We start from the raw sequence: 26441 nt of genomic DNA, 5'->3' as shown, positions 1-26441 counted from the left end.
AGATCTATTTGTTTGGAGAGTGTAAATGCCAATTTTTAACATTCTGTTGTGCCTGCCACATAGACAGATAGCGACCATCTTGTGAAATCAGTTCGTCATGTTTTCCGATTTGTTTGATTTTGCCATCTTCCAAAACGACAATCTGATCAGCGCCGACAATGGTGGACAGACGATGCGCAATCACAATCACGGTGCGATTTTGGACTAACTCATCAATTGCTTGTTGAACGGCTAGTTCGCTTTCAGTATCCAAGGCTGCGGTAGGCTCATCAAGAATCACAATCGGCGCATCTTTAAGTATCGCACGGGCTATACTGATTCGTTGGCGTTCGCCTCCTGATAAGGTGCCGCCGATTTCGCCAACACGGGTCTGGTAACCATGCGGTAGTCGGGCAATAAATTCGTGGCAGTGTGCCGATTTTGCAGCGGCTTCAACTTGTTCATCCGATGCATCTGGTTTCCCCATGCGAATATTGTTCAAGATGGTGTCATCAAATAGATAAACATCTTGGAAGACCACTGAAATATTCTGCATGAGTAGGTCAGGGGAAATTCGTCTTAAATCGATATTGCTGAGCAGTAGCTGACCTTCTTGCGGATCGGCATAACGCATTATCATCCGTGTTAGAGTGGTCTTGCCGGAACCGGAAGGTCCAACCAAAGCGGTCATTGATTTTTCAGGAATTTTCAAGTTGATTTGATCCAGTTCTGGTGTGCTATCAGTTTGATAACCAAAACGTAAATTCTTAAATTCCAGATTAAACTTCTCGGGCAATGGTTGTTGCTGATCAAAATCGAGTGGTTTGATCGCTAAAAATTCTTCAATTTTTTCAAGGCCAGTTTCCATATAATCCAGAACTGCAGATACATTGGTGATAATTGCTACAGATTCCGACAAACGAACACTAATCACTAAAAGCGCTGCTAGAGCTGCAATCGTTAGGCTTTGCGTGGTAATAAAATAGACACCCAGTGCCAGAACCAGAATAATACCGCCTTCAACTAGAGTCCAAAGACTCAGGTTTGGAATAACACCTTTTAATTGTCCTTTACGTTGCACCATTTGCAGGTGAATTAGTGATTGTTGCAATTTTTGTGCCTTGTCCCCGGTTGCATTTGCCGCCCGTAAAACCGGCAAACCTTGAGCGTATTCAATAATTTCTGAGTTTGTTTGTTTATGTGCCTTTTCTAGGGTACGCATTCCCTTGCCAAAAGCGGTTCGACGCCAGCGGTAAATCGGAATCATCATCGGAAAAATCAACAACAGTGCCAAAGCCAATTGCCAGTTAACAAACGCTGTCGCAATCACAATGACTATTGGGACGATTAGGCTGCGTATAAACATCTCGACCACATTCCCCATAGGGGTAATGACTTCATCAACATTCCCTGCAATAACTGACGTAAATTCGCCTGTACGCTTGTCTGACAATACATGCAGTGGGATTTTACGAAGTTGTGCGCCGATTTTGACACGCATCTGGTGAGTCACTTCTGAGAGTTTTTCAGAATAACCAAAATTGTGTGCTTGCCAACGTAAGATCAGTTCAAATAAACTTATGATCAACATGGTGCTAAGCCATTGGATGGCTTTTTCTGTATTGCCTTCGGTAACTAACGCGTTGAATAATGGATAGAGGCAAGCAAAAGCTAAACCTTGTAGAATTGCTGAAGCAATTGTCAGTGTAAAAGAGCGTTTTAACGCAGAACCTTGATCGCCAGCAGCATGAATCATTCGTTGAAAAGATTGTTTTAGAGACGGAATTGATTTAGCCGTTTGGTTGTTTTTAGTGCTCATTATTTCGCCTCCTTATTTGAGTTTTTACCCAGTGACCAGCCTTGGGCTTTTTCATAATTGCGCCATAAACGAGCATACACACCTCGCTGTTCAACCAGTGCTGAGTGTTGACCTTTTTCAACCACTTCACCTTGATCAAATACAATGATTTGATCGGCATCTTTAATCGTTGATAGGCGGTGCGCAATAATAATGACTGTCCGTCCTTGCATCAGATTTGCTAAAGCTTGAATTAAAGCGGCTTCGTTTTCTGGATCGGCAAAAGCCGTTGCTTCATCTAGCACAACAATCGGGCGGTTTTGCAGAATGGCTCGGGCAATGGTGATACGTTGGCGTTGACCTCCCGATAATCGAGTCCCACGATCTCCAGCGATGGTGTTGTAACCTTGCGGAAGTCGTTGGATAAAATCATGCGCTTGAGCAGATTTGGCCGCAGCCTCAATTTGTTCTTGCGTTGCACCGTCAATACCCAAGCGAATATTATTCGCTAAGCTGTCATGGAATAAAAAGGTGTCTTGAAATACAAAAGACACTTTACTCATTAATGTTTCTGGAGACATGTCACGGACATCAACACCGCCGATTTTGATGGCACCATTTGTGACATCCCAAAAACGCGGAATCAGTTTAGCAGCGGTACTTTTTCCTGCTCCAGATGGCCCAACCAACGCTGCGACTGTTCCTTGCGGTACTTGAAAGCTAACTTTTTTTAGCGCATTTTGTTCTCGTGTGCCGTAATTAAAATCAACTTGATTAAAAGCAATACTGGCATCGTTTGGTTGTTGTGGTGTCTCAGTTAAGGGCATTACTGGTTCCTCAAGCAGGCTTTGAATTCGTAAGGCACTGGTTTGTGCCTTGCGAATAAATTGATTCAGCCACATTAGAGGCATAATCGATTCCACTAAACCGGAGCCGATTAGCAGAATTGCTAGCCAAGTGGAAAACTCAATTTGTTGGTTGATATAAAAATATCCCCCTATAATTAATAGCGCCATGACGGTCGGTAGAGGGCTAAGCGCTAACATCCCCGCTTTTGCAGCAGTACCTGACTGAGACATCCATTTGGAAAACACTTCACGGAAACCTTCAAGCGCTGTCATATAGCGTCCAAACGATTGGCTACCATCATCAAAAGTACGTACCACAGGCATAGCTTGTACAAATTCAATTACGCTATGATGAATTTTTTCACGCTCGGAATCGTAGCGATCAGCAAGCTCTTTGTGGTTTTTAAATGCTAAGCTCATAATTCCCATGCCGATGGCTAACATGAAGAATGCTACTAAACCCAAACGCCAGTCAATTAGCATAACTAAAATAAAGGTTGCAATAGGCATGGCAAAGGAACGACCAAAAAAGGGCGTGCTGTCTGCTGCAAAAGCATGCAGCGCTTTGACATCGTCTTGAATTACTTTTGTTAGACGGCCGGAACCTTTCTCAATCAGAAAACCAAGCGGTAGTTTTGCTAAATGATCTGCTAATGCGGTGCGCAAAATTACCTCAAGCTTGAAAGCTGCGAGGTGAGATAAGGTAAAAGCGGCTAATTTTGTCGCTAATCCTAAAATGGTAAACATAAAAGCTAATCCGACCCAGAGCCAATGTTGATGATCATTTATGACAAGACTGTGCACGACCACTGCCAAACTGACAATTGCCGCAAGAACCAGCAGGCTACTTAAAGCGCCTAAGCCAATCGCAATATTGATACGAACTTTTACTGGTACAATCACGCCCCATAATCCGCTTTTAGCGGTAATCGTATCGTGATTTGAATCAGACATTTTTGTTCTCCTTAAACGGATAGGTAAAAGTTGCAAGTGCAGCAATAAGAACGGCAAATGCAGCTAGAATAAATACGGATAGGTAGCCAATTTGTCCTGCAAGTGCAGTGCCTACGCCAGCTGCTGCAAAACCAATTGCACTGTATACGCTAAACTGCAGGGCGACATCCGTGGCAGGATTTTCGTTGGAAGAATGATCCATCATTAGGGTATATAGCACTGCGCTGACAGGTGTGTAAGTCAGAAAGAAAGAGGCGATGATCAGGCTGACAGTTAGCGTGTCTGTATGTCCTAAAGCAATTAGGGTTAAAAGTAAAATACCCGGCAATTGAAATAGTACCGAAGCTCGAATGGTATTTTTACGACCATGATGTTTAATAAGCCAACCAGCGGATAGTGCTGCTAGGATTCCGATGGAAGAGCCGATGACATTCACAACAAAACCGATGTTATCCAAGCCCCAGTTTGCATCAACCAGCATTGGCGTAATAATTCCCCAAGCTAAACTTACACCTAGTGGATATAACAATAAAATTGCAAACCAATGCCCACCTTTAGGTCGCTTCCAAAAAGAGCCGAGTCGTTTCATTGACTCAGGTATGGTCGGATGCTCAAAAACGAATTTTGGTTCCTTAAATCGTAGTAGTAAAATAATCGAAATGGACATGGCTGCCATTAAGAGGAAAACACAGCCTTCCCAGCCAATCGTTGGATAGAGCATGAGAATAGCTCCTGCACCGAATAGATTACCAACCATTCCGCCTACAATTTGAATGCTATTCCCAAGTCCCCGATCCTCTTTTGGAACCAGTCGATATACTAAGGCATCCGCTGCAATATCTTGGGTTGCAGCAAACAAGCCAATCAGCATACAGAGTATAAAAATAAGCTCTAAATCGTTAGCGATATCTAATTGGCTCAGCTCGTAGAGTGCGATAACGGTACTGATTTGCATCAGTAACATCCAACCTCTGTAGTGACCTAAACGTCCAAAATTGAAGCGGTCTACCAAGGGTGCCCATAAGAAGTTAAATACTTTGAATAACCCAATAATATAGATTAGGCTGAGCTGTTCTAGTGGAGTACCTTGTTGACGCAGGATTGCGACTAACGCCACGAAGAAAAAACTCATTGGCATAAACTGGGTAATGTAAATCGCAGTGAGTAAAGCCCAATTTTCAATACTGGTTTTGCTTTTGGTTGGCGCCATCGTGTCAGTCAACATGCGAAGCTCCTTTGGTTGTTACACTTGGCTGAATTGACGAACAACTGTTGCAAATATGGAGTTCAATCATGGGGTGATGCAAGCCTTCAATATCCTTTAAAGCATCTTTAAAACAGGTGGGTGAAATGTGTTCGTGGGAGACAAGAGATGCAGCCAAAGTCCAAGCACCCTGACCGACTGACCATAGATGCAGATCGTTAATTTTCACCTCGGCAACCGACTGTAAGCGTTCTTGAACTTGTACGCGCAGAGCTTGTGGTGCTTCGGCATCGAGTAAAATGGTTCCCGTGTTTTTCATTAATCCCCAAGACCAGCGGATAATCAAAATAGCCGCGACCAATGCAATGACAGGGTCCAACCAATTCCAACCCCAAAGCCATGCAGCAGCTAGTCCAGCAATTGCGGCAACGGAAGTAACCGCATCAGCAATTACATGAAATAACGCTGCCTTCATATTATTATCGTGACCATGATTATGCTCGTTTGCATGATTATTTGAATGACAGTGTGAATGGGTATGTCCGTGTTCATGATGGTGATGCTCACCACCGGCCAATAAAATAATTGACAGGCCATTGACCACTAAGCCAATGATTGCAACGATCATTGCCTCTGCGGCTAGAAGAGCCTGTGGATTAAGAAGTCTATTTATCGATTCGACTAAAAGCCATACAGATGAAAGCGCCAAAAGTAGAGCGCTGGTATAAGCGGCTAGGTCTTTGATTTTTCCACTGCCAAAGCTAAGGCGGCGGTCATGTGCATAGCGTCTTGACAGGTAATAAGCTGATGCTGCCAAACCGAGAGCAATCGCATGGCCTCCCATATGAATTCCGTCAGCTAATAATGCCATAGAGCCTGTAACAAGGCCGGCGATAACTTCGGCAAACATAACGACTAAGGTTAATACTGCAACCATCCATGCTCGTTTTTCTGCGGAATGTAGTTGTCCTTGACCGAAATCATGGGCGTGCTTAATTTGCATATAAGTCGGGCATGATTCCGATGAATTGTGGTCAATCACCATATAAACCCCCTTTACGAATGAGTTAAATAAAAGACTCCTTGTGTTAGGAGTCTGAAAGTTAAAAATGGTAACGAGCACCTAAGCCAAAGCTTCTAGGTTCTCCAAAAGAGGCTTGTGCTTTACTGTAATTAGACATATAAGAAGTGATGTATTTTTCGTCGGTTAGATTTTTTGCATAGGCGTAAATATCCCAATCGTTTATGCGATAGCCACCTCGAACATCAACAGTGGTAAAACTGCCTCGTTTAACCAGGTTTTTTTGGTAATCGTTGTAATAATAAACACTGCCTTCATTGTATAAATCAACTCGTCCATACCAATCATTTGGACTGTTATAGGCGGCACTTAATCGTATTGTGTGGCGCGGTGTATTAGAGACCGTTTGACCTTTTAAGTTGGTGTAACCGTTATCATAATCATCGTATTCAGCGTTGGTGTAACCGAAAGCCCCAGTGAATTGTAGGTTGTCGGTGGCAAACCAGTTAGCCTCAAGTTCAATCCCTTGAGAATGCGATTTTTCTGCATTATCGGTTAGATAAAGTGTGCCAATTGATTTGTAAACATGGGTGTCTTCAATATCCATATAAAACAGGTTGGCGGAAAGTGTTAAGTCGTCAAACTGACCTTTAATTCCTAATTCATAGTTTTTTGAAACTTGTGGATTGAAACTGTTTTCTTCCGAGCCGCCATTACTTGCAAAATAGTTGAACCCTCCTGGCATATAACCTTTAGAGAAAGAGCCGTAAGTCGTCCATTGATCGGTTAATTTATGACTTAGAGCTACTTTAGGCAGAAAGGTATCCCAAGTTTGTTTATCTTGATAAGTAAAGAATGGACTGCCTTTGCTAGCACCGACTTCATGGTAATAAACGTTTAAATCAATCTCTTTTTCAATCCGTTGAATTCGTCCACCCAAAGTCAATTCAGTTTTATTCGCAATGGGTAAAATGATTTGACCAAATGCAGCCCGAGTGGAGCTGTCAGTATTCGATTCAGCATTCATACGAGAATTTTGGTAAAAAGTATCTGCTGTGCCATCGCCAGTGGAATCGTAAAAGTCAGGAAACTCCATGCCATAAGGTGCTTGTGAGTGATCTTCTTTATCTAAGTAAAGGCCGCCAACCCAACGAAATCCAATCGAGTTTTTACTGGAAAATCTTAGCTCCTGAGAGAGGGTATCTGTGTCAGCATAATTAAACATGGTCAGCCCCATGTAGTGAGGGTCAATGCCGGAGTCTGCATCATAAATGCCATCCATTTCATACTTTTTATGGACGGTTGTTGATTGAATATTGAACAAATCCGCCTCGTAATCAAGACTTAGGCTTTGTGAGTTTATGGTGGTTTCTTCTAGGGTTTCGATGTCGCGCGCGATTTTTTCTGCATCATCACGATTAAACTCTGATAAGTTCGTGCCCGCAGGCGCTGCGTATTTATCACCCCAACCATTTTCATTTGTTTCATGGGCGATATTGAGTTTGGCTTTTAGGCGATCTGTCGGTTTATAGAGTAAATGAGCTCCAAGTTTGCGTTTATCCTGAGCATTGGCGTTTTTTTGCACGTTAGGATAAGTGTTTTCAATCCAGCCATCTTCTTGTTGTATCTGACCATTGATTCCCACAAATAGCTTGTCTTTTATCAAAGCACCGCTGCTATTAAAAGAGGCAAAGTTATGATTACGGCTACCGAGTTCAGTATTCAGTTTTCCATGCCAGCTATTGGAAGGTTCTCTAGTAACAATATTAATGACCGCACCAATCGCATCTTTGCCATATAGCGTGCCTTGGGGCCCACGTAATACTTCCACTCGTTCAACGTTGGCCATAGAGGCATCAAATCCTACATAATTGGTGGTTGCTACGCCGTCGATATAAATGACAACAGGATTGTTATTAGTAAAGGTTGACGTTGTTAAGCCACGGAACCCGACTTCATTTCCTCCCATAGGAGTAGTCGACATATTCGGAATTTCGTGAATGATATCTTTTACGTTTTGAATACCTTTTTCCTCAAGATCAAAACTATCAATGACAGTAATTGCTTGAGGTACATCGTTAATGTTTTCTTCAATTTTATTGGCAGTAACGGTTACACCTTGTAATTCGGTTTCAGTGGTTTGAGCAATTTTGCTCATTTCAGCAGCGTCACTGGCAAATGCCAATTCAGGAATGGCCATACTTAGACACAAAACAATTAAGTGCTTACGTTGGAAAGGAAGGTTCATTTCATTTGTCTCTTATATTAACTTTAATATCATAAAGCGAATGATAATGATTTCTATTTATATTTTCTGCTCAAATAAGGATTAAATAGTGTTGGAAATGCTCTCGATTTGAATAGAGAGGGTGGATTGGATTACGTTTTGCGTTCAATCAATAGTCTTTAATGAAAGAAAAGTTAATTTTGTTCTTTTCTGAATGTAGATGGTGTTTTGGCAAAATATTCGCGAAATGCAGCTGAAAAGTGACCATGATTGTTGTAACCAACCTTTTGAGAAATCTCAACAATCGGTTGTTTCGTGTGGAGTAATAAATGGGCGGCGTACTGCATGCGTAGTTCTGTTAAATATTGAAAAATAGTTTTTTGGTTTATTTGTTTGAAGCCTCGCTTAAGCTTATATTCATTCAAGCCAACCTGTTTGCTGATTTGCGCAAGGCTGGGAGCCTTTTGCATGTTTTCATTCAAAATAGTCTTTACTTGTTCCAGTTTTAAAATATCACTTGTATGTAATTTGAGTTGGTCAATTTTTGCGCAGTGTTCATGAATAATTTGCTCTACGGTCAAGTGTAATAATTCATACATTCTGGCGCGGCGTTGAAAGCCATTAAAAAGTCCGATTGATTTTTGAGAGTGTAACTCATTCAGTAATGTGAGCATTGCTGGGCTTATTGTTGCGGTAAGTAGAAAAGTTTGACTTGGGTCTTTGTAAATTGGCTCAAATAGAGCCTGAACTTGAGGGCGTGGATCTGTTTGCAATAGCTGTTCTAAAAGTGCTAAATCTAAGTAAAAACCACTGGAAATCGTGTTACGGTTAGCGAAATATTCGGTATAGCCGCTCATGATTGGCGCATAACAAAAAATCAACTGGTTTGCTTCAATTTGCAATGGGGCTATCCAGCCTTGTAAAAAATGGTTTTTTTGACCATTCAGCATAAAACCGATACCGATATGAGCAGAGAAATAATCAGAAGTCATAGATATTCTAACCGCTTGCTGAGTTGTTGTTTGGCTGTGCATAAAAAACAGTTGATGATCAACTTGCTCGGAATTCATTTTCATACAGCAAAAGGGTTGATCAACTACCTTACAGCTACATGATGGGTTTGGCGGAATCATCTCTTGGAAATCAGCATCAGTTAGGATGATATTTTTCATTGGGCAAGTATTTTGTTGAAAATGATAAGGTTTATTATTTATATTAGCATTGGCTTGTAGATATTGCTAAGTGTTTGATAAGCATAGATGGACAATTTTTATTTCTTAAGTAGGCAAGCATAAAATGCGTTTTAGGATTTCTAAAGAAGATAGCTCAATTGAATACCATGTTTTACTGTCATCAATTAATACGTGATCATTCGTGTGATTAGCAATGAATTTAGCAATGCCTCGCAATGGCACGACTCCATTCGGCTGTACGCGTGAAACCGCCTAGAGGGTATAAATGACAGCCGTTTATTTTGGCCTCTGGGGTGTTGATTGCGTATGTCGCAAGATCTTGAACAAGTTTATTTGGCTCTTGTAGAGAGAGCAGTTTATGAATGTTTTTAGCTTGTTTCATCAAGACGGTTTTTGATGCGCCAATTCCGCAAGCCCTAGCATGACTAATAAGTGATTTGAGTGAAGCAATGCCTGGAATGCCAATCACCAGTGGAAGCGGATTACCTTCGTCGCGAATGTTTTCAATCCAGTCAATAATCGGTTGCGCTTCAAAGACAAACTGCGTAACCATATACATATCAATGTCTGTCACTTCGGAAAATTTAATCTTCTTATAACCATGTTCCCGCAAATTGGCTTCTTCAATGTCCGGATTTCCCTCAGGGTGTCCTGCAATCCCGATGGATTGAATGCCATATTTTTCAAAAAGACCGGTTTCCAACATCGAAATGGTGTCTGAAAATTGCCCAGCAGCCTGTTTGTCGGCTCCTGCTAATGCTAAGACTTGATTAACGCCTGCTTGCCCAGATACCTGTGCAAGAGCGAACTCTAGATTGGTACGATTTTTAAAACGACGCGCGGTAAAATGCGGCACAGGAACCATGCCTTCTTTCTTTAACCGCTTACAGGTCGTTATGGTTTCAGAAAAATCTGATCCGGGCAGAGAGGTGACATAGACGCGAGTATTAGGCTCTAGGTAATCAGCGAAATGCTCAACGTTTAAAGCTCCTTTTGGGGTTATTTCAATAGAGAAACCCTTAATAAACTCAGAGGTAGGCTGTTTCATTTTATTTCTAGGAGATGAAATTTTTTTCATTTAGGCCAGCGGCTAAAAATGCCGGTTTCGCTGCTTTCTGCATATCAGGAGGCCCGCAAAGGTAAACAAGATGTTCTGCAAGGCTTGCGAAGTCTTGCAGAACTTTTTTATGAACGGATCCGGTTGTGCCGTGCCAATTGTGCTCTTGTTCTGAAATGACGGGGGTGTAGTCTATATTGCTATGTTGTTGGCACAATTGAACCAGCCAGTTATGTTGATAAAGGTCGACAGCTTGGCGAACACCCCAATAAATATGAATGGGATGGCTTAATTGATCCGCTAATTGTGTTTCAAGGAGTGCTTTCACTAAGGCAAAACCGGTACCGCCGGCAACAAAGATTGTTGGCAGGGAGTTATTTTTAGCTAAGCTCACATGATTTATAGGACCTTGCCAATAGAGTGTGTCTCCCGATTGTTTAGTAAACAGGGCTTGCATCCATGGACTCTGTCTATTTTTGCGAATATGACACTCTATCTCGCCGCTGCCATCGGGGGCAGCCGCGATAGAAAAAGGTTTTAATTCTTCTGGATCAAGACCCAGAAGAATATATTGTCCTGCGTGAAATTCTATCGGAGTATTCGCTTTTAACCGAAGACATAGGATGTCGTCGGTAAAGAAAGAGGTTTCAAGAATTTGAATGAGTTGTGCAGACATCAAATTACACCTTAATTTGAAAATTCATTACGCAAGATCGCTGCGCCATCGTGTAGCGCTTTTAGTTTGTCTCTCGCGACATGGCGGGGGAGCGGTGCCATGCCGCAATTGGTGCAAGGGTAGAGTTTATCGGCATCGACAAACTGTAGTGCTTTACGCAACGTATTGGCGACTTCTTCGGGTGTTTCAATTTCATGTTTAGCGACATCAATGGCACCGACCATGACTTTTTTTCCGCGAATTAGCTCCATCAGCTCCATTGGCACATTCGAGTTTTGATATTCCAGCGAGATAATATCGATATTCGATTTCTGGATGCTCGGAAAAGTTTTTTCGTAATGACGCCACTCTGCACCGAGCGTTTTTTTCCAATCGGTATTGGCTTTAATGCCGTAGCCATAGCAAATATGCACCGCGGACTCGCATGTCAGTCCTTCAACTGCCCGATTAAGTGCAGGAACACCCCATTGATCTACTTCATCGATAAAAACATTAAATGCCGGCTCGTCAAATTGGATAATGTCGATGCCTACCTCTGCCAGCTCTTTGGCCTCTTGATTTAGGATTTCTGCAAACACCATTGCCAGTTCGTCACGACTCTTATAGTGACCGTCATAAAGCGTATCGATCATCGTCATTGGTCCGGGTAGCGTCCATTTAATCGGTTGGTCAGTGAGTCGACGTAAAAATTTTGCGTCTTCAACAAACACCGATTTTTTTCGGCTGACGGCTCCTACAATCGTTGGTACTTCTGCATCATAGCGATTACGAATTCTCATGGTTTGGCGTTTCTCGAAATCCACGCCTTCAAGATTTTCTGTGAAGGTGGTAACAAAGTGCTGGCGAGTCTGTTCACCGTCACTGACAATATCAATACCGGCTTCGGTCTGCTCTTGTAAGGTGACACGCAGAGCGTCTTGTTTGGCTTCAATAAGAGCATCGCCTTCTAATTTCCATGCCGGCCAAAGTTTTTCTGTTTCCGCTAACCATGATGGTTTTGGTAAACTTCCGACGGTAGATGTGGGGAATAGTTTTTTCATAAAAATAGCTTTCTTTGGTTCGTTTTTTTAGTTTTTAGGCGTAATTGGCCGCCCACTGTTCAAGAACGGTTTGATATGGTTTGATGAATTTTTCCTCGGCAAATTTACCTTGCTCAATCGCTAAACGATTGCGCTCTTCACGGTCATAAACAATGCGAGTCAGCGAATGGTCTTCGTGTTTCAAACTCGGCTGATAACACTCGCCTGCAACCGTATTGGCGTTGTAAATTTCAGGTCGGTAAATCTTTTGAAAGGTTTCCATGGTGCTAATGGTGCTAATCAATTCCAGATTCGTGTAATCCGCCAGCAGGTCGCCAAAAAAGTAGAACGCTAATGGCGCGACGCTGTTCGGCGGCATAAAGTAACGAACCTGCAATCCCATCTTTTTGAAATACTGCTCTGTTAATGACGACTCGTTTGGGTGATATTCCACGCCCAAAACGGGGTGTTTATTTTCGGTGCGATGGTAAGTTTTGTTATCAGAAACACTCAGACAAATCACGGGTGGTTTGTGAAAGTGTTGTTGATAAGCCTCTGAATGGATAAACGCTTGAAACATTTTTCCATGCAGGTCACCAAAATCTTCTGGCACGCTAAATTCAGATGTATTTTTGTTGTGCTCGAACAAGCGAACGCTGAAATCATAGTCACGTACATAGGATGAGAAGTTATTTCCTACTAATCCTTCAATCCGTTGCTTGGTTTTGTGATCGATAATATGAGTTTTCAAGATTTCAATGGTTGGGAAAGTTTCTCCTTTGCCTTCGACATCAACGTCGACATGAATGATTTCAAGTTCAATCGAATAGCGATCCAATTTGGGGTTATCCCAATTTGCTATGGCATTAAATCGATTATTAATCATGTTGAGGGCGTTGCGAAGATTTTGCTGACGAAACTTGCCACGGGCTAAGTTCGCAAAATTGGTGGTGATGCGCGTGTTGTCAGATGGAATATAGTTCTCATCGAAAACAATACTTTTAATGCTGTAGGTAAAATCTTGATTCATGGATAAGATTCCTTCTTATTCGTCTAGCTGCTAACTGTTCTTTGATGATTAAGAATGTTACTGAATTCTTTAGATGAATAAAAACGACTTTATTTCAATTTAATATGAATTAAACTCATGTTTGGCTAGCGCGATTTTGAGTTGCTAACTTTGAATAACATACGACAGGCACGATATTATGCTAGAGATAAAACACCTGAAAACGCTTGAAGCGTTGAGTCGGGAAGGGAATTTGGTGAAAGCGGCAGAGTCATTAAATATGACGCAATCCGCGCTATCGCATCAAATTAAATTGTTGGAAACGCAGTTAGAAACCGAATTATTTAAACGCAAGACGCATCCACTGCAATTTACACCGGCCGGTCAACTTATTCTGGAAAGTTCGCGAAACATTTTGCCGCAAATGCAGCAATTGGAACGCCAATTAGTTGCCTTACAGCAGGGAGAGATTGGGCGTTTATGGATTGGCATTGATTGCCACACGTGTTTTGAATGGTTGTTGCCGTTATTGAGACCTTACCAAACTCAATGGCCAAGTGTCGATTTGGATATTGTGCCGAGTTTTCATGAACCTCCACTACAAAAACTCCCATCGCAAAAGCTCGATTTTGTGGTGACTTCGGATCCAGAGCCTCTAAAAGGGGTTGATTACACCGCGCTGTTTAGTTATGAACTGGTTGCGGTATTGCCTTTAGATCATTCATTACTCGCGAAACCATTTTTAACGCCCAAAGATTTTTCGAACTTAACTCTTATTACCTATCCTGTGCCGGAAGAAAAGCTTGATGTGTTTAAGCAGTTTCTTCATCCGGCTAAGATTCGACCTGAAGCGATTTCTTTTTCTGAACTGACGATTATGATGTTGCAACGTGTTGAAGCGGGTCGTGGAATCTGTGTTTTGCCAAAGTGGTTGGTGAAAAAGCAGACGGATTTTCAGCATTTGCCAACGCGTTCATTGAGTGAGAGTGGGCTCTGGAGCAAGCTGTATGCGGCAACGCCCAAAGCATTAACTAAGCAAGCCTATATGCAAGACATGATTAATTTAATTGCTGAGCGCATGGAGTTATAGGTTGTCGAAATAAGTTACCGGCCGGTAAATAAATGCGTTATTTCAACCAATAGCTTTCATTGTTGTTGGCGTTAGAGTTTGTAAAGTGTGCGGTTGAATGGGGTAAACTATGCACCACTAAAATTTAGGAGAAAGGTTGAATAACACATGGCAAATGAATTAACACATTTAGATGAGAAAGGTCAGGCGCGAATGGTTGATGTGGGTGACAAGGAACATACCCAACGTGAAGCCCGAGCAATGGCCGTGATCAATATGTTACCGGAAACCTTAACCATGATTGCAGAAGGCAAGCATAAAAAGGGCGATGTCCTTGCGACAGCGCGTATTGCAGGCATTATGGCGGCAAAACGTACACCGGATATTATTCCAATGTGCCATCCTTTACTTCTCACTTCAGTCAAAGTCGAACTGACACCAAATTTTGAAAATTCATCGGTAGAAATTGTTGCTATTTGCAAACTGGTTGGACAAACAGGCGTGGAAATGGAAGCTCTGACTGCCGCGTCTGCTGCGGCATTAACGTTGTATGACATGTGTAAAGCCGTAGACAAGGGAATGGTAATTGACCAAGTGCAATTACTTGAGAAAAAAGGTGGCAAATCTGGTCACTGGGTGCGTACCTCAAATACACAACGTTAACTTAAAAAGTTGAGCGATTTTTTCGATTACTCATAGATTTTGGTTCATTAGGAAAGACACAATGCTTCAAAAAACACAGCCACTTAAAACTTACTTTATTAGCCAAATCTATACTCCGGAAAATAATCAAGTTTTAGAAGATCATCAGTTGTTTATTGAGAAAGTCATTGAAACTTCGGTTCAGGCGTTCTATCAGGTGCTACTTAATGACCCATCGACCCAGCATTTTTTTACGAATGAGCTCGTTGAAAATCACCTGCAAAAAGAGCTGAAAATCTGGCTGTTACAGACCTTGAGTCCTAAAACTTCTAAAGAAGACTCCGTCGATTTAGTCAATAAACAGCGTCAGATTGGTGATGTTCATGCGCGTATTGATGTGCCCATGCAGTTAGTAAATAGCGCAATGACTATTATTAAACATACCTTTTTTGATGCTATCCAAGAAGACAAGGACATTTGCGTCGAACAAAAAGTCCCTCTGGTGATTTTGATTAGCCAGCTAATGGACGCGAGTTTAAATTTGATTAATGAGTCTTTTTTAGAAGGGCATGTTGAAAACCAACGTTCTGCACAGGAGTTCCGCAATCGAACTTCAGCTCATGAATTGGCCATTGAAATCGAAAGGGTAAAAGGGTCGCTTTTTGGTTGGATGACTCAGTTTATGGCCGATCAATTATCCGGTGATGGCCGGTTGTGGGATATTGAGCATCAAGAATTTTCGTTGTGGATACGTCATAAGCTAGGATTAATTTGCACGGATCAAAAATCAATTTCAACCATACAAATGAATTTGGGCGAGCTTCAAGTTGAATTGAGTGCGATTCAAGATAAGAACGGAAATCGTCAAGACTTGATTAAAAAAATTAACGCTTTAGCCAGTGAAATTGGTTGGATGCTGAGCCACATTGCCGATAAACACCTAGATAAAGCGACTAAAGAAGACATTTTGACGAGTTTAATTGAGCGTCGATTCATGTCACCTATTTTGCAGAATGAATCTCAATTGGCTAAAAAAACCGGTAACCCTTTTAGTATTCTGATGATTGATATTGATAATTTTAAACAAATTAACGACATTCACGGACATCAAGCAGGGGATCGCGTTCTTCAATATGTTGGACAGGCATTGAAATTATCACTTCGAGTGACCGATTATGCGTTTCGTTATGGTGGAGAAGAGTTTTTGATTCTTATGCCGGAAACCAGTCTAGGGAACGCAACGCTTGCGGCTGATAAACTTTTAAATAAAATTCGAGCCATTGATATCCAGTTAGAAAATAATCGCCAAATTAAGGTAACGGCATCCATTGGCATTGCAGAGTTTGATGGGCATCCTGATTTTGAACATACGATTAAGATTGCTGATGAAAAGCTTTATGAAGCTAAGCATAATGGTAAGAATCGTTATGAGTTCTAAATGGGTTCCGTCTCCATTTAGAAGACGGACGATTTTTATAATTTTCATTAACTGATTTTGATGAGTTCTACTGTTCCTAAACCATGTTCAGTTATTCAATCTGAATGGGTTGTTTATCTTTTGCGTTGCGCAGATAACTCATTCTATTGCGGCATCACCAATAACCTTGAGAAACGTCTTCGCCAGCATAATGGCGAAATTAAGGGCGGTGCAAAATATACCCAATCTCGCCGACCTTGCCACATTGTTTACCAAGAATTTGCAACGAATCGCCAAACGGCTAGTCAGCGTGAATATGCGATTAAACAACTTTCCAAAGCAAAAAAACAACAGTTGATTCAGCCTAGCTAAGTTTTCTGTAACGCTTTTTTTATGTGTTTGTTAAATGACTAAGCAATGCTTTCCACTTGACCTTTTTCTTTTCTGAGGTCATTTAATCTCGTTGACACAGCGATACTTGATTGACGCTTTCTAACCGGCATTCCAGCTCGACGGTTTGCCCCTCAAAAGCATTCAATGATTGATCATTGCTCGAATACCCCCACAACATGCCATTTTGCACGATTCCTTCAAGCTCGATTTCAAAATCATTGTCGGCTTTCTCAATTTCTCGAACATAATAAATCTTGGCTCGCTCAACCCCTTCTAACTGCAAATTTTGATTATTCAGGGTTTGTAAAGTCAGACCATCATCCAACTGCGTGGTCGGCTCTACCACAAATTCAAAGCCATTAAAGGTTAAACGACTGTTTGTATAAGACATCACACCTTGCACTTGAAACGCAGTATTGGTTTGCGTTTTTGCTGAATCTGGATCAGTGATGAATGTGGTTTCAAAATCGACCTCGGTGGCCACTCGAACGTCCTGTTGTAATTGAGTATCGACCTCCACAACTTGCCCGACCAGTAAATTCGATGCATTGCCATCTTCAAACCGAGTATTGGCATTGACTGCGATTTGGTAGCGTGAATTAAGTTCAAACAAGGTTTGCTCTTGGTTGACCCAGCTAATGGTACCTTCAAATTCAACACTGTCGGCCAGGGTTTCGGTGGTTTCGATGTCAATGGTTTGAGCCTGAAACACACCTGAACCATTGGCAGCAAAATTTCCAAAAATCTCAGCAAAACGACCTGCAGCGATGCCCCCATCTTCAACTGTGGCAGTGCGATAATTCACCGGGGTGTTTCCTAAAATTAATTGTTTTTTCACTAGGTCAACGGCTGTAATTAGCCCTTCAATTTCATATCCATTAAACCCTTCTGATTCAATTTCAATCAAAGATTCCACATGATTGCTGCCATTCACCTGTGGGGTGAAGTGCACTAACACCGTATCGCCATTTTCAATATCCATCAGACTGCTCAGCATATCCTGTGAGGCCGTCAAATTGATTTGATTGACGGTAAATGTGACCGCATTGCTACCTTTTTGTAAATTTTGCACCATCCCAGAAATATTAGGATTTAGTTGAAGTTTATTGCTTTGAGTGTCGAAAATGACTGGCATGCCAAAGGCTAAAGCACTCGCATCTAAGCTTTGGGTTTGATAACTCACCTCAACCCCTTCTAGCGGGTAAGTGGTTTGGTTGATGGTGATTTGATTGGCCTGGGTATCCACCGTTTGAATGGTGCCAATCACCTGCTTTGAAACCACTGGGTTAATTGGCTGAATTGGTTGACTAGGATCTTCAGTTGTTCCTCCTGAGCCACAACCCGATAAAGAGCTGGCAAACAGAGCAGACAACACCAACATGAGTGGTTTTTTACCGGCAAAAGCAAAATAATACGTAGACCGTTTCATATATAAAAACTCCTTGAATAAGACTTGAGTAAGAAAAAGGTTAAAAAACAAACTAAGTTGAGTAAATCTTACCGGCCGGTCTGTGAATAATTTGTGAAGGCCTGCTTACAGCTATGCCGATTTGCAATGCTTGCAGGTTTTTAAGTTTTTGGCGTTTTAGAGTTTCAGAACTTCAGAGGTTTAGAGTTTTAAAAGTTGCAGGACTGAAGGCCTATTGAACTGCTGCACTACAGGTACTGTGCTCTTGGTTGTGCACAATGTTCACATTTAATTCACACCCGTTTCGCTAAACTCAATATGGCAAACAACGACTAATCACTGACTCATCACTTTGGAGGATAAGGCATGAAAAAACGCAACCCATTGATAGGCATGTTTTTGGCCACAGGCCTGTTCACTAGCCTATTCGCATTCACCGCCAATGCGCAATATAAAGGCCCCGTGCTCAATGCACTCACCGATCTCAAAACCATTCTGGATGACCCAGTCGATAACCAAGCGGTGATGCTCAAAGGCTATTTAATTCATAAAATCACCCATGAAGATTACACTTTTTCAGATGGCCAAAATACCATTCGCGTCGAGATTGATAATCACGCCTTTCCTCGGGAGCCATTTGATGAAAAAACCCTGATCGAAATTCATGGCAAAATCGACAAAGATTATTTTGAAGACCCTGAAATCGAAGTGGATTCGATTTCCATTGTCCCTATTCCATAAAAAGGTGATCGAATGTCGATAAAATTACTGATTGTTGAAGACAATGTGCAAATCATGGGCACCTTAGTCGATTATCTAGAACTCGACGACTACCAAATTGATTGCGCCTATCATGGCGAAGCGGCTTTTACCTTTTGCAGCCAAAACACTTACGACATTATGATTGTCGACATTATGATGCCCAAACTCGATGGCATTGCATTTGTCAGCCAGTTGAGACAACAACTTGATTGGCAAGGGCCAGTGTTGTTTTTAACTGCGAAAGATTCTCTTGAAGACAAGACACGTGCGTTTCAAGCCGGAGGTGACGATTATTTGGTCAAGCCTTTTGCGCTTGAGGAATTACAGTTACGACTCTCCGCACTGCTCAAACGTGGAGCCCATAAAGCCGATAACTCTTTGCAGTTCCATGACCTGCGCCTAGAGCGCAATCCGCTCGCACTATTTTGGAAAGACCGGCCGGTGAAACTTGCCCCAAAGCAGCTAAAAATTGTTGAAAAACTGCTGCAAAAAGCGCCGAATGTCGTCACCCGATCCGAGCTTATTGAGTATCTTTGGGGGGATGAACCCCCGAAAAGTGACGCCCTGCGCAGCCATCTGTACGCCATTCGCACCGCACTGAGTGACGCCAATGGCTCATTGCTCAAAACCGTGCATTCTCAAGGCTTTTGTCTGGTGCCAACAACTCAACCACATGATTAAAAGGCAACCCATTAAAATGCAACCCAAGCAAGCTCCCAAACAACAACTCTCCAAGCAAGCCCCCAAGAAACTCGTCAATCGGCTATTGTGGATCAATAGCTTGATGATTCTGCTGTTTTCTAGCTTGTTTGTTTGGCTGGTGATCGAGGCTGAAGATCAAATTGAAGTGATTAGCCTACATCACTGGTTAGATGCTGAAGCCAACCTCTATGAACAAAATTTTTTTAGTTCTGAGACTAACTTAACAGCACCCAATCCCTATAAATTTGATCTCTTTTTTAGTGGTGATACGCTCCCCAATTGGCTGAGTAGTTATCAAACGCCAGGATTTTATGAACATCAACTAGGCCCAGAGGATAAGCATTTTTTAGTGCGTTCTCTTCCACAACAAGACGGATTGTTCTATTTGGTTTTTAAGGACAATGCCGACGATTACCTAGACAGTTACGAAGCACAGTTACTGCAATGGGTCCTCATACTTGGCATTGTCATGTTTATTATTTTGGTCGGCTATGCTTATGTGACCTTTCGGCAAATTATGCGCCCAATTCAACAAGTGTTAGCGAAAATCCCATATATCCGTCCTGACTCACCTGATTTTCCAGTCACCACTCAGTTCGAAGAGTTTCAAGCCATCGAATACGCTCTGTTAAACAGCAAGCAGAAAATTCGAGGATTTTTTCAACGAGAACAAGAGTTCAGTCGTTTTAGTGCTCATGAAATTCGCACCCCTTTAATGGTACTTCGGGGTTCGGCAGAACTGCTCAACCGGCTTAAACAAGAAGATACACGTGCGTTAAAAGCACGGCGACGCATTATCGAAAGCTGTGATGAGATTGCCTTGTTAACCGATACTTTTTTGCTGTTAGGAAAAGATCAAATCGATCCATCGCACTATCAAGAAAACGATTTACATACAATTCTCACTCAAGAATATCAATGGCTCAAACAATGGTTTCCCAATATCCCGGTGTCCATGCAACCGAAACTTAATGAAACCAAAGTATTCCCAAACCCCGAGCTTCATTTGCCAAATGGCCAGACCCAAATGATTTGTCACAACATTTTGGCACCGAGTAGTTTTATTGTCATCGTTGTGCGCAACCTACTCAAAAACGCCGCCAGTTATTCGCAACAGGATATCAAGGTCAGTTGGAGCGCTTGTAGACTGTGTATTGCAAATCCCTACCAACAAAAATCCGAACATCAGCCACCTCGTGGCTATGGCTACGGGTTAATTATCGTAGAGCGCATTTGTCAACGCATGGGTTGGGATTTTCAGCTCAAACAAACCGAGCGCTGTTTTGAAGCTTGTGTGCGCTTTGAGGCCAACAGTAGCACTAATGAGTCCAGTAATTACAGGGTTATGGACTGTTAGAGTTGACCTTTCCCTAAATATAAAATCATGATGTTGATAGGGTTTCCTTAAGTTTCAATTCTGCCCTCTTTTTTTCTAAGATGGGCGGATTTCCAGAGTAGGAGTTCTTCAAATTACTCGAGACAAAACTCTGTTACGGTGCTTACATTTCCTGTCTTTGAGGGTTACTTGAAAAAGGTGAGTTTGACTTAATTCCCAATCTAGGTGTGATCGGTGTGAAGTTCATTTGATCGATTTTCCACGCACCATTCCAAGTTTCCATTTCTTTTAGCAAGTAAGTTGCTCGTCAATTTATAAAACCTATTGTTTACCGGCCGGTAGAGATTTAAATATTTTTATGGATATCTAAATATTTTTAATATTGCTATTGATTGTGATTCTTATTTACTATTTAATATAAATAAAAATTATTATCATTAATATTCAGTAAGTGGTGATTTGGAGTCATTATGCGTTTAACCCCTGTTGCAGCCTGTGTTGTATCTCTGTTTTCTAGTCAGCTGTTTGCGGCTTCCTCATCAACTTCATTAGAGACGGTCACAATTACTTCAGCCTCTAAAACTGAACAGACAATTGAGGCGTCGAATGTGTCAGTCGAAGTGATCGATGAAGCGGAAATCAAAGCAACGGGTGCAAGTACCTTAAGTGAAATTTTGCGCCATAGTGATGCTGTGTTTATGAATCCTGATGGCAGTAATCTATCGATTCGTGGTGTGGGTGCCAAAGGTGTTTTGTTGTTGATTGATGGGCGTCGCGTGGCGACTGAATTTACGAAGAACTTTGATGGAGGACGAATCCCCTTGGCCAGCATTGAACGTATCGAAGTGGTCAAAGGCCCGATGGCAGCGCTTTATGGATCGGATGCCTTGGGGGGAGTCATTAATATTATTACCAAAACGTCGCAAGATGGTGTGGAGTCGTCAATTTCTTTAAGTGGAGGCGCGGCAGGTAGTCAAGCGCAGCAGATGCAATTGGAAGCCGACATTCGTGGCAAGCATGGAAAAACTGGATACAGTGCTTGGTTTAGCGCACAAAATCGTGAAGATTACACTGAGCAGGAAATGGCTAATATTGCTGTGATGCAAGCTGGAGCCGCAAAAAAACCATCTCAGCTGCCGGATTCGGGGAGCTTTGCCAAATTAAAAAGCGATTTAGCAGATGCTTATGCTGTCGATACTACCTATCGCGCTGCAACCGAAGTGGTGAATGTCGGAACGAATATCACGCACCAAGTCAATGATGATTTAGAGCTCAGTGCGCGTTTTTCTGCAATGCTTGAAGAGCAAGATAGAATCAGTATTGCCAATCTCTATGAGAGCAATTATCGAGCAAGCGGTAACACGATCAAAACTCGAAATATTCCGGTCATTCAGCAACTTGAAAATGAGCGTTTTGAGTTTGGAGTGGGCGCTAAATACCAAGTGTCTGATAAGTTGAGTTTTGATTGGAAATCGGACATTTCGTATTACAAAAAACAGGATGAGATCACCACACTTCTTTGGCGAGAATTAGGGTATTCATCGCAATCGGATTCTGCGGGTTTGACTGGCGATGGAAAAGTTACTATTCAGCAGCACAGCCTGAACAGCCTTTGGAAGCCAAATGAAGTTCATCAGATTTTAGTCGGTTTGGAATCGTTTGAAGACAAACGTGATGCGGTTTTTTTTGACAGTTCTGGTCGAATGACCACTAAGATTTTGGAAAACGACTCAATCTTTGCGCAATATCAATGGCAAGTCACTGAGCCCTTGTCAATTATTTCCGGCGTTCGTTATGACGATACCAGCAGTGGCGGTGATGATGTCACTGGAAATTTAGGTATGGTGTATCAGTTTAATGAAATGGCGAATTTGCGTGCTCGCTATGCTCAAGGTTTCCGTGCGCCAGATAGCCAAGAGATGTTTATCAACCGATTTAATCCTCAAGGCAAACGCTTTGTCGGATCAGATGTTGTCGATGTTTCCATTAATAAACAGGCGTTTGAGCTTGAATCTGAAACCAGTGAAAACTATGAGTTAGGATTGAGTGGACGAAATAAACATTGGTCTTACGATCTATCCGTATACCGAACAAATATTGAAAATAATATTTTGCGGCTCACAACCGCTGATTATTTAAGTTTCCGCAATGCGAAAGATGTCACTATGAAAGGTGTGGATGCCAGCTTAGGTTTAAATGTGAACAATGATTTAACGTTGGAATTTGCAGTCAATTTGATTGACTCCGAAGATAAAGAAACCGGAAACTCCTTGGAGTTTACGCCTGAAAAAATTGCTCGTATTACGGCTAGTTATCAAGTGACTCCTCAGTTAAACACTCGTGTCGATATGCAGTATGTTGACGACCAAATCTATAGTGAGGTTGCGAATGGTCAAACCCGTTATTTGACCGTGAAAGCTTACCAACTAGTGAATGTACACTTTGATTATCTGCCTAAGAGTTACCAAAACCTGGAACTGTTCGGAGGGATACGAAACTTATTTGATGAAGAAATCGATACCGAGCTAGGTTCTGATCCTGGGACTTACGTTCATGCCGGTGTTCGTGTTTATTTTTAAATAAACATTGTATGGCATGCAAAAAACATGGCTTGAGCAGTACCTAATTTTGAATGGTCAACAGGCTTAGAGGTTCCCTAAGTTTTATCAAAAATTGAAAAAAGAGAGACGTTATGAAATTTTTAATCAAAAACCTTCATCCCACCATTTTATCTGCATTTGGTTTTTTACTGATTGCGACCTTTTTGAGTGGAGTAAATGCTTATGCAGGCGGGTATCAAACTGAAAAAAATAAGGTGCAGCAGATTTGTAAAAACAGTTATTCATTGATTTCTTATGAGCTTCGTCCACGCAGTGTACCAAAGTTTGTTAAAGCCTTAGAAGGTGACTTAGCAATTACTGGGGAGCAAAAACAGGCGTTAAAAAAGATTACTCAGTATGTGCCGAAAAATGTTTTACCTATGCGTCAGAAAATTAAGTCATTTGAACAAACTGTAATCATGGGGTTTGTCGAACAAGGAAAAACACCGGAAGAATTGTCCGGTCAATTGGAGAAATTAATGCAAATGAAGCGTGAGTTGGCTATTGAAGAAATCAAAGTTTTTAATCAGCTCAAAACCATTCTGACCCCTGAGCAATATAAAACAGCCATCAAAAATGCCGGTTGGATGCACCAGTAGTTGTTTTGAAAAGTCAGAACTGTCGTACATTGAGGTAGGCAACCGAGAGCTCGATAAATTGTTTGAGCGAAATCTGAAATAGCTGTCACAAAAAATTCTTGAAGCAGAACTTCCATCTTTTCTAAATTAAGCGTCTAATAGAAATGCCTTTGCGTAAAAAGACTTATTAATTTTTGGAGGGAAATATGGAACGTTTACAAGAAACCGGTACGATGATGGGACGTCTAATGAAAGACATGCCAAATCAGGTTAAGCAGTTCGCAGGCTTTGTGAAAATTGCTGAAGCGGATGGTGCAATTGATGAAAAGACGAAACATCTTATGTTGCTATCACTTGGCGTCGCATTTCAATGCTCTTGGTGCATTGCGATTCATGTGAAAGGCTGTGTAGATCAGGGGTGTTCTAAAGAAGAAATTCTTGAAGCCGCTATGATGGCTGTGGTGATGGGCGGTGGTCCAAAACTTATGTATATTGAAGTGGTCTATGAAGAGTTGGATAAGTATTTTGATTAGTGTCTCGCATTTTTAATGCCCCTAAAACCAATAACCCCCTCAACAACCACTGTCGTTGAAGGGGACTTCTAAGCTTTAGATAGAGCTAAAAGTTAATCTTTTGGAAAAGACTTACGTGGTTTGTCAGAGAACTTACGTCCGCCACCATTGCCACTTTTATTCGCAAAACGTTTCTTACCTGCTCCTTGAGTAGAAACTTCCGCTAATTTTAGCTGCTGTCCGCAAACCCAAGCTTTCTTCAGGTCGTTGAAAGCATCTTTTGGCATTTTTTCTGGTAAGTCGACCATTGAATAGTTATCTTCAATCGTTAATTGACGAATGTTTTCGCTATCAATCCCTGCTTCATTTGCAATACAACCAACGATGTTTCCAGGACGTACACCATGAGTGCGACCCACTTCTAGGCGGTAGCGTGTCATGCCTGCATCTGGTGTATCGGTTTGACGACGACGTGGACGACGCTCGCCATCTTCACGGCCACGACCTCGGCCACGACCATCACGGTCTCCACGACCACGACTGTCACGCTCATTACGATCACGGTTTGAAACTTCACGAATTGGTTTATCTTGCATAAAGAAAGGGACATCACCTTGCATTAGGCGTGCTAAAGCCGCAGCAATTTCAACTGCTGGAACATTTTGTTCGTTTTCAACTTGCTCGATTAAATCTTGATAGAAGTCCAATTCATCCATGTTAAGTGCTTCAACGATGCGAGACTTAAAGCGTTCAACTCGGTTGTCATTAATCAGCTGAGTGGTCGGCAAATGCATTTCTTCAACTTTTTGCTTGGTGGTGCGCTCAATTGACTTCAGTAGGCGGCGTTCACGAGGCGTGACAAACAAAATGGCAATCCCTGAACGACCTGCACGACCTGTACGGCCAATACGGTGAACATAAGATTCGTTGTCTTGTGGAATATCATAGTTAACCACATGACTAATACGCGGTACATCTAAGCCACGAGCAACCACATCTGTCGCCACCAAAATATCAAGCTTACCTTTTTTCAGTTGATCGACAATGCGCTCACGTTGGTTCTGTGCAATGTCACCGTTTAAAGCTGCTGCTGCATAACCACGAGCTTCAAGTTTTTCTGCTAAATCAACCGTTGCATTTTTAGTGCGAACAAAGATGATAATTCCGTCGGTGTCTGCCGAATCTGCTTCCAAGATACGAGTCAGCGCATCCAATTTGTGACCACCGCTAACCATCAAGTATTTTTGAGTAATAGTCGTAGCAGTTGCTGTTTTCTGCTTAATAATCACTTCGGTTGGGTTATTTAAGTGATTGGTGGCAATACGGTGAACTTCACGTGGCATTGTCGCAGAGAAAAGAGCAATTTGACGCGTGTCTGGCGTGTGTTCAAGTACCCATTCCACATCGTCAATAAAGCCCATACGAAGCATTTCATCTGCTTCATCCAAAACCAAAAGTTTTAGATCATCTAGCTTTAGGGTACCTTTGCGCATGTGATCCATGACACGGCCTGGTGTTCCCACCACAACCTGTACGCCACGTTTTAGGGCGCGGATTTGTGAACCATAGTCCGAACCACCGTAAATTGGCAGTACATGGAAGCCTTTCATGTGGTGCGCGAAGCTCTGGAATGCTTCAGAAACCTGAATCGCTAATTCACGAGTTGGGGCAAGTACTAAAACTTGTGGGTTTTTTGAATGGGTGTCAGCGTTGCTTAATGCTGGTAGGGCAAAAGCTGCAGTTTTACCGGTACCTGTTTGTGCCATACCTAGAATGTCATTCCCTGTTAGAAGTGCAGGGATGGCTTGTGCTTGAATCGGGCTAGGAGTTTCATAACCGATTTCAGAAATAGCAGTAAGAATTTCTGGCTTGAGACCTAAGTCTTTAAAAGTGATATCACTCATTGGGAGTCCTTATTAATTACGTCAATTTTTGACGATAAGACTTGCCCGGAATAGAGGTTTTTACGAAAAGCGGCAAAATGGTGCGAAGAGGTTTAAACGCACGGCCGAACGACTCAAAATGTCACGAATTTAA

22 protein-coding genes are annotated in these 26441 nt (G+C 42.0%); 10 read left to right on the top strand and 12 right to left on the bottom strand.

Annotation, left to right across the window (positions count from 1 at the left end):
* Positions 1 to 4: 4 nt before the first annotated feature.
* From D9T12_RS11345 to D9T12_RS11300, 10 genes are all read right to left on the bottom strand, one after another.
* Positions 5 to 1798: an ABC transporter ATP-binding protein gene (locus tag D9T12_RS11345; RefSeq protein WP_130538277.1), complete on the bottom strand. Its 1794-nt coding sequence runs from the start codon at positions 1796 to 1798 to the stop codon at positions 5 to 7.
* Complete coding sequence (locus D9T12_RS11340) at positions 1798 to 3579, bottom strand: ABC transporter ATP-binding protein (protein ID WP_130538276.1); 1782 nt, start codon at positions 3577 to 3579, stop codon at positions 1798 to 1800. The genes D9T12_RS11345 and D9T12_RS11340 overlap by 1 nt, the downstream gene beginning before the upstream one ends.
* Entirely contained in the window at positions 3572 to 4804 is a 1233-nt protein-coding gene (locus tag D9T12_RS11335; protein ID WP_130538275.1) for an MFS transporter, read from the bottom strand. The genes D9T12_RS11340 and D9T12_RS11335 overlap by 8 nt, the downstream gene beginning before the upstream one ends.
* Positions 4794 to 5828 carry a CDF family Co(II)/Ni(II) efflux transporter DmeF gene (gene dmeF, locus D9T12_RS11330; RefSeq protein WP_130538274.1) on the bottom strand — a complete coding sequence of 345 codons (1035 nt, stop codon included), beginning with the start codon at positions 5826 to 5828 and terminating at the stop codon, positions 4794 to 4796. The genes D9T12_RS11335 and dmeF overlap by 11 nt, the downstream gene beginning before the upstream one ends.
* 58 nt (positions 5829 to 5886) lie before the next feature.
* The gene (locus D9T12_RS11325; RefSeq protein ID WP_130538273.1) at positions 5887 to 8052 is read right to left on the bottom strand and encodes a TonB-dependent receptor; all 2166 of its coding nucleotides are present in this window, start codon (positions 8050 to 8052) and stop codon (positions 5887 to 5889) included.
* Positions 8053 to 8225: 173 nt separating this feature from the next.
* A complete protein-coding gene (locus D9T12_RS11320; protein WP_165395109.1) occupies positions 8226 to 9101 on the bottom strand; it encodes a helix-turn-helix transcriptional regulator in 876 nt (291 codons plus the stop codon).
* Positions 9102 to 9423: 322 nt separating this feature from the next.
* Positions 9424 to 10272: a methylenetetrahydrofolate reductase gene (locus D9T12_RS11315; protein WP_165395108.1), complete on the bottom strand. Its 849-nt coding sequence runs from the start codon at positions 10270 to 10272 to the stop codon at positions 9424 to 9426.
* A 7-nt stretch (positions 10273 to 10279) separates the two neighbouring features.
* The gene (locus tag D9T12_RS11310) at positions 10280 to 10957 is read right to left on the bottom strand and encodes an NAD(P)H-flavin reductase (RefSeq protein WP_130538270.1); all 678 of its coding nucleotides are present in this window, start codon (positions 10955 to 10957) and stop codon (positions 10280 to 10282) included.
* Between the two features lie 11 nt (positions 10958 to 10968).
* Positions 10969 to 11997, bottom strand: coding sequence for a methionine synthase (locus tag D9T12_RS11305; RefSeq protein WP_130538269.1), 1029 nt, complete (start codon positions 11995 to 11997; stop codon positions 10969 to 10971).
* 34 nt (positions 11998 to 12031) lie between these two features.
* Complete coding sequence (locus D9T12_RS11300; RefSeq protein WP_130538268.1) at positions 12032 to 13006, bottom strand: DUF1852 domain-containing protein; 975 nt, start codon at positions 13004 to 13006, stop codon at positions 12032 to 12034.
* A 178-nt stretch (positions 13007 to 13184) separates the two neighbouring features.
* Here D9T12_RS11300 and D9T12_RS11295 point away from each other — a divergent pair, with 178 nt between their 5' ends.
* The 4 genes from D9T12_RS11295 to D9T12_RS11280 all read left to right on the top strand — a co-directional run bounded on the left by D9T12_RS11295 (position 13185) and on the right by D9T12_RS11280 (position 16485).
* The gene (locus D9T12_RS11295; protein ID WP_130538267.1) at positions 13185 to 14075 is read left to right on the top strand and encodes a LysR family transcriptional regulator; all 891 of its coding nucleotides are present in this window, start codon (positions 13185 to 13187) and stop codon (positions 14073 to 14075) included.
* A gap of 147 nt (positions 14076 to 14222) precedes the next feature.
* Positions 14223 to 14717, top strand: coding sequence for a cyclic pyranopterin monophosphate synthase MoaC (moaC, locus tag D9T12_RS11290; RefSeq protein ID WP_130538266.1), 495 nt, complete (start codon positions 14223 to 14225; stop codon positions 14715 to 14717).
* 61 nt (positions 14718 to 14778) lie between these two features.
* Positions 14779 to 16134 (top strand): GGDEF domain-containing protein, encoded by a 1356-nt coding sequence (locus D9T12_RS11285; RefSeq protein ID WP_130538265.1) that lies wholly within the window; start codon positions 14779 to 14781, stop codon positions 16132 to 16134.
* Positions 16135 to 16194: 60 nt separating this feature from the next.
* Complete coding sequence (locus tag D9T12_RS11280; RefSeq protein WP_130538264.1) at positions 16195 to 16485, top strand: GIY-YIG nuclease family protein; 291 nt, start codon at positions 16195 to 16197, stop codon at positions 16483 to 16485.
* 82 nt (positions 16486 to 16567) lie between these two features.
* On the opposite strand, the gene D9T12_RS11275 is transcribed toward D9T12_RS11280, so the two are convergent.
* The gene (locus D9T12_RS11275; RefSeq protein WP_130538263.1) at positions 16568 to 17935 is read right to left on the bottom strand and encodes a DUF5666 domain-containing protein; all 1368 of its coding nucleotides are present in this window, start codon (positions 17933 to 17935) and stop codon (positions 16568 to 16570) included.
* Between the two features lie 345 nt (positions 17936 to 18280).
* Between D9T12_RS11275 and D9T12_RS11270 the strand changes: the two genes are divergently transcribed.
* From D9T12_RS11270 to D9T12_RS11245, 6 genes are all read left to right on the top strand, one after another.
* Positions 18281 to 18655, top strand: a complete 375-nt coding sequence (locus tag D9T12_RS11270; protein WP_130538262.1) for a YgiW/YdeI family stress tolerance OB fold protein — start codon at positions 18281 to 18283, stop codon at positions 18653 to 18655.
* A 12-nt stretch (positions 18656 to 18667) separates the two neighbouring features.
* Positions 18668 to 19357, top strand: a complete 690-nt coding sequence (locus tag D9T12_RS11265; protein WP_206199101.1) for a response regulator transcription factor — start codon at positions 18668 to 18670, stop codon at positions 19355 to 19357.
* Positions 19358 to 19373: 16 nt separating this feature from the next.
* Positions 19374 to 20735: a sensor histidine kinase gene (locus D9T12_RS11260; protein WP_165395107.1), complete on the top strand. Its 1362-nt coding sequence runs from the start codon at positions 19374 to 19376 to the stop codon at positions 20733 to 20735.
* 449 nt (positions 20736 to 21184) lie between these two features.
* On the top strand, positions 21185 to 23293 hold the full coding sequence (locus D9T12_RS11255; RefSeq protein ID WP_130538260.1) for a TonB-dependent receptor plug domain-containing protein: 2109 nt from the start codon (positions 21185 to 21187) through the stop codon (positions 23291 to 23293).
* Positions 23294 to 23406: 113 nt separating this feature from the next.
* Positions 23407 to 23913: a Spy/CpxP family protein refolding chaperone gene (locus D9T12_RS11250; RefSeq protein ID WP_130538259.1), complete on the top strand. Its 507-nt coding sequence runs from the start codon at positions 23407 to 23409 to the stop codon at positions 23911 to 23913.
* Between the two features lie 185 nt (positions 23914 to 24098).
* The gene (locus D9T12_RS11245) at positions 24099 to 24425 is read left to right on the top strand and encodes a carboxymuconolactone decarboxylase family protein (RefSeq protein WP_130538258.1); all 327 of its coding nucleotides are present in this window, start codon (positions 24099 to 24101) and stop codon (positions 24423 to 24425) included.
* A gap of 92 nt (positions 24426 to 24517) precedes the next feature.
* Here the strand turns inward: D9T12_RS11245 and D9T12_RS11240 are convergent, their stop codons facing one another.
* The gene (locus D9T12_RS11240) at positions 24518 to 26308 is read right to left on the bottom strand and encodes a DEAD/DEAH box helicase (protein WP_130538257.1); all 1791 of its coding nucleotides are present in this window, start codon (positions 26306 to 26308) and stop codon (positions 24518 to 24520) included.
* Positions 26309 to 26441: the final 133 nt, after the last annotated feature.

The organism is Thiomicrorhabdus indica (assembly GCF_004293625.1).
Classification (GTDB): Bacteria; Pseudomonadota; Gammaproteobacteria; order Thiomicrospirales; family Thiomicrospiraceae; genus Thiomicrorhabdus; species Thiomicrorhabdus indica.
Note: the sequence above shows the minus strand (reverse complement) of the source record. Positions and strands in the feature narration are given on the sequence as shown.

Coding starts and splice junctions, on each gene's coding strand:
- D9T12_RS11345 (WP_130538277.1), bottom strand. CDS start 1,798: ATGAGCACTAAAAACAACCAAACGGCTAAATCAATTCCGTCTCTAAAA.
- D9T12_RS11315 (WP_165395108.1), bottom strand. CDS start 10,272: ATGAAACAGCCTACCTCTGAGTTTATTAAGGGTTTCTCTATTGAAATA.
- D9T12_RS11295 (WP_130538267.1), top strand. CDS start 13,185: ATGCTAGAGATAAAACACCTGAAAACGCTTGAAGCGTTGAGTCGGGAA.
- D9T12_RS11305 (WP_130538269.1), bottom strand. CDS start 11,997: ATGAAAAAACTATTCCCCACATCTACCGTCGGAAGTTTACCAAAACCA.
- D9T12_RS11310 (WP_130538270.1), bottom strand. CDS start 10,957: ATGTCTGCACAACTCATTCAAATTCTTGAAACCTCTTTCTTTACCGAC.
- D9T12_RS11275 (WP_130538263.1), bottom strand. CDS start 17,935: ATGAAACGGTCTACGTATTATTTTGCTTTTGCCGGTAAAAAACCACTC.
- D9T12_RS11240 (WP_130538257.1), bottom strand. CDS start 26,308: ATGAGTGATATCACTTTTAAAGACTTAGGTCTCAAGCCAGAAATTCTT.
- moaC (WP_130538266.1), top strand. CDS start 14,223: ATGGCAAATGAATTAACACATTTAGATGAGAAAGGTCAGGCGCGAATG.
- D9T12_RS11280 (WP_130538264.1), top strand. CDS start 16,195: ATGAGTTCTACTGTTCCTAAACCATGTTCAGTTATTCAATCTGAATGG.
- D9T12_RS11300 (WP_130538268.1), bottom strand. CDS start 13,006: ATGAATCAAGATTTTACCTACAGCATTAAAAGTATTGTTTTCGATGAG.
- D9T12_RS11285 (WP_130538265.1), top strand. CDS start 14,779: ATGCTTCAAAAAACACAGCCACTTAAAACTTACTTTATTAGCCAAATC.
- D9T12_RS11260 (WP_165395107.1), top strand. CDS start 19,374: ATGCAACCCAAGCAAGCTCCCAAACAACAACTCTCCAAGCAAGCCCCC.
- D9T12_RS11265 (WP_206199101.1), top strand. CDS start 18,668: ATGTCGATAAAATTACTGATTGTTGAAGACAATGTGCAAATCATGGGC.
- dmeF (WP_130538274.1), bottom strand. CDS start 5,828: ATGGTGATTGACCACAATTCATCGGAATCATGCCCGACTTATATGCAA.
- D9T12_RS11245 (WP_130538258.1), top strand. CDS start 24,099: ATGGAACGTTTACAAGAAACCGGTACGATGATGGGACGTCTAATGAAA.
- D9T12_RS11255 (WP_130538260.1), top strand. CDS start 21,185: ATGCGTTTAACCCCTGTTGCAGCCTGTGTTGTATCTCTGTTTTCTAGT.
- D9T12_RS11325 (WP_130538273.1), bottom strand. CDS start 8,052: ATGAACCTTCCTTTCCAACGTAAGCACTTAATTGTTTTGTGTCTAAGT.
- D9T12_RS11250 (WP_130538259.1), top strand. CDS start 23,407: ATGAAATTTTTAATCAAAAACCTTCATCCCACCATTTTATCTGCATTT.
- D9T12_RS11340 (WP_130538276.1), bottom strand. CDS start 3,579: ATGTCTGATTCAAATCACGATACGATTACCGCTAAAAGCGGATTATGG.
- D9T12_RS11335 (WP_130538275.1), bottom strand. CDS start 4,804: ATGTTGACTGACACGATGGCGCCAACCAAAAGCAAAACCAGTATTGAA.
- D9T12_RS11320 (WP_165395109.1), bottom strand. CDS start 9,101: ATGAATTCCGAGCAAGTTGATCATCAACTGTTTTTTATGCACAGCCAA.
- D9T12_RS11270 (WP_130538262.1), top strand. CDS start 18,281: ATGAAAAAACGCAACCCATTGATAGGCATGTTTTTGGCCACAGGCCTG.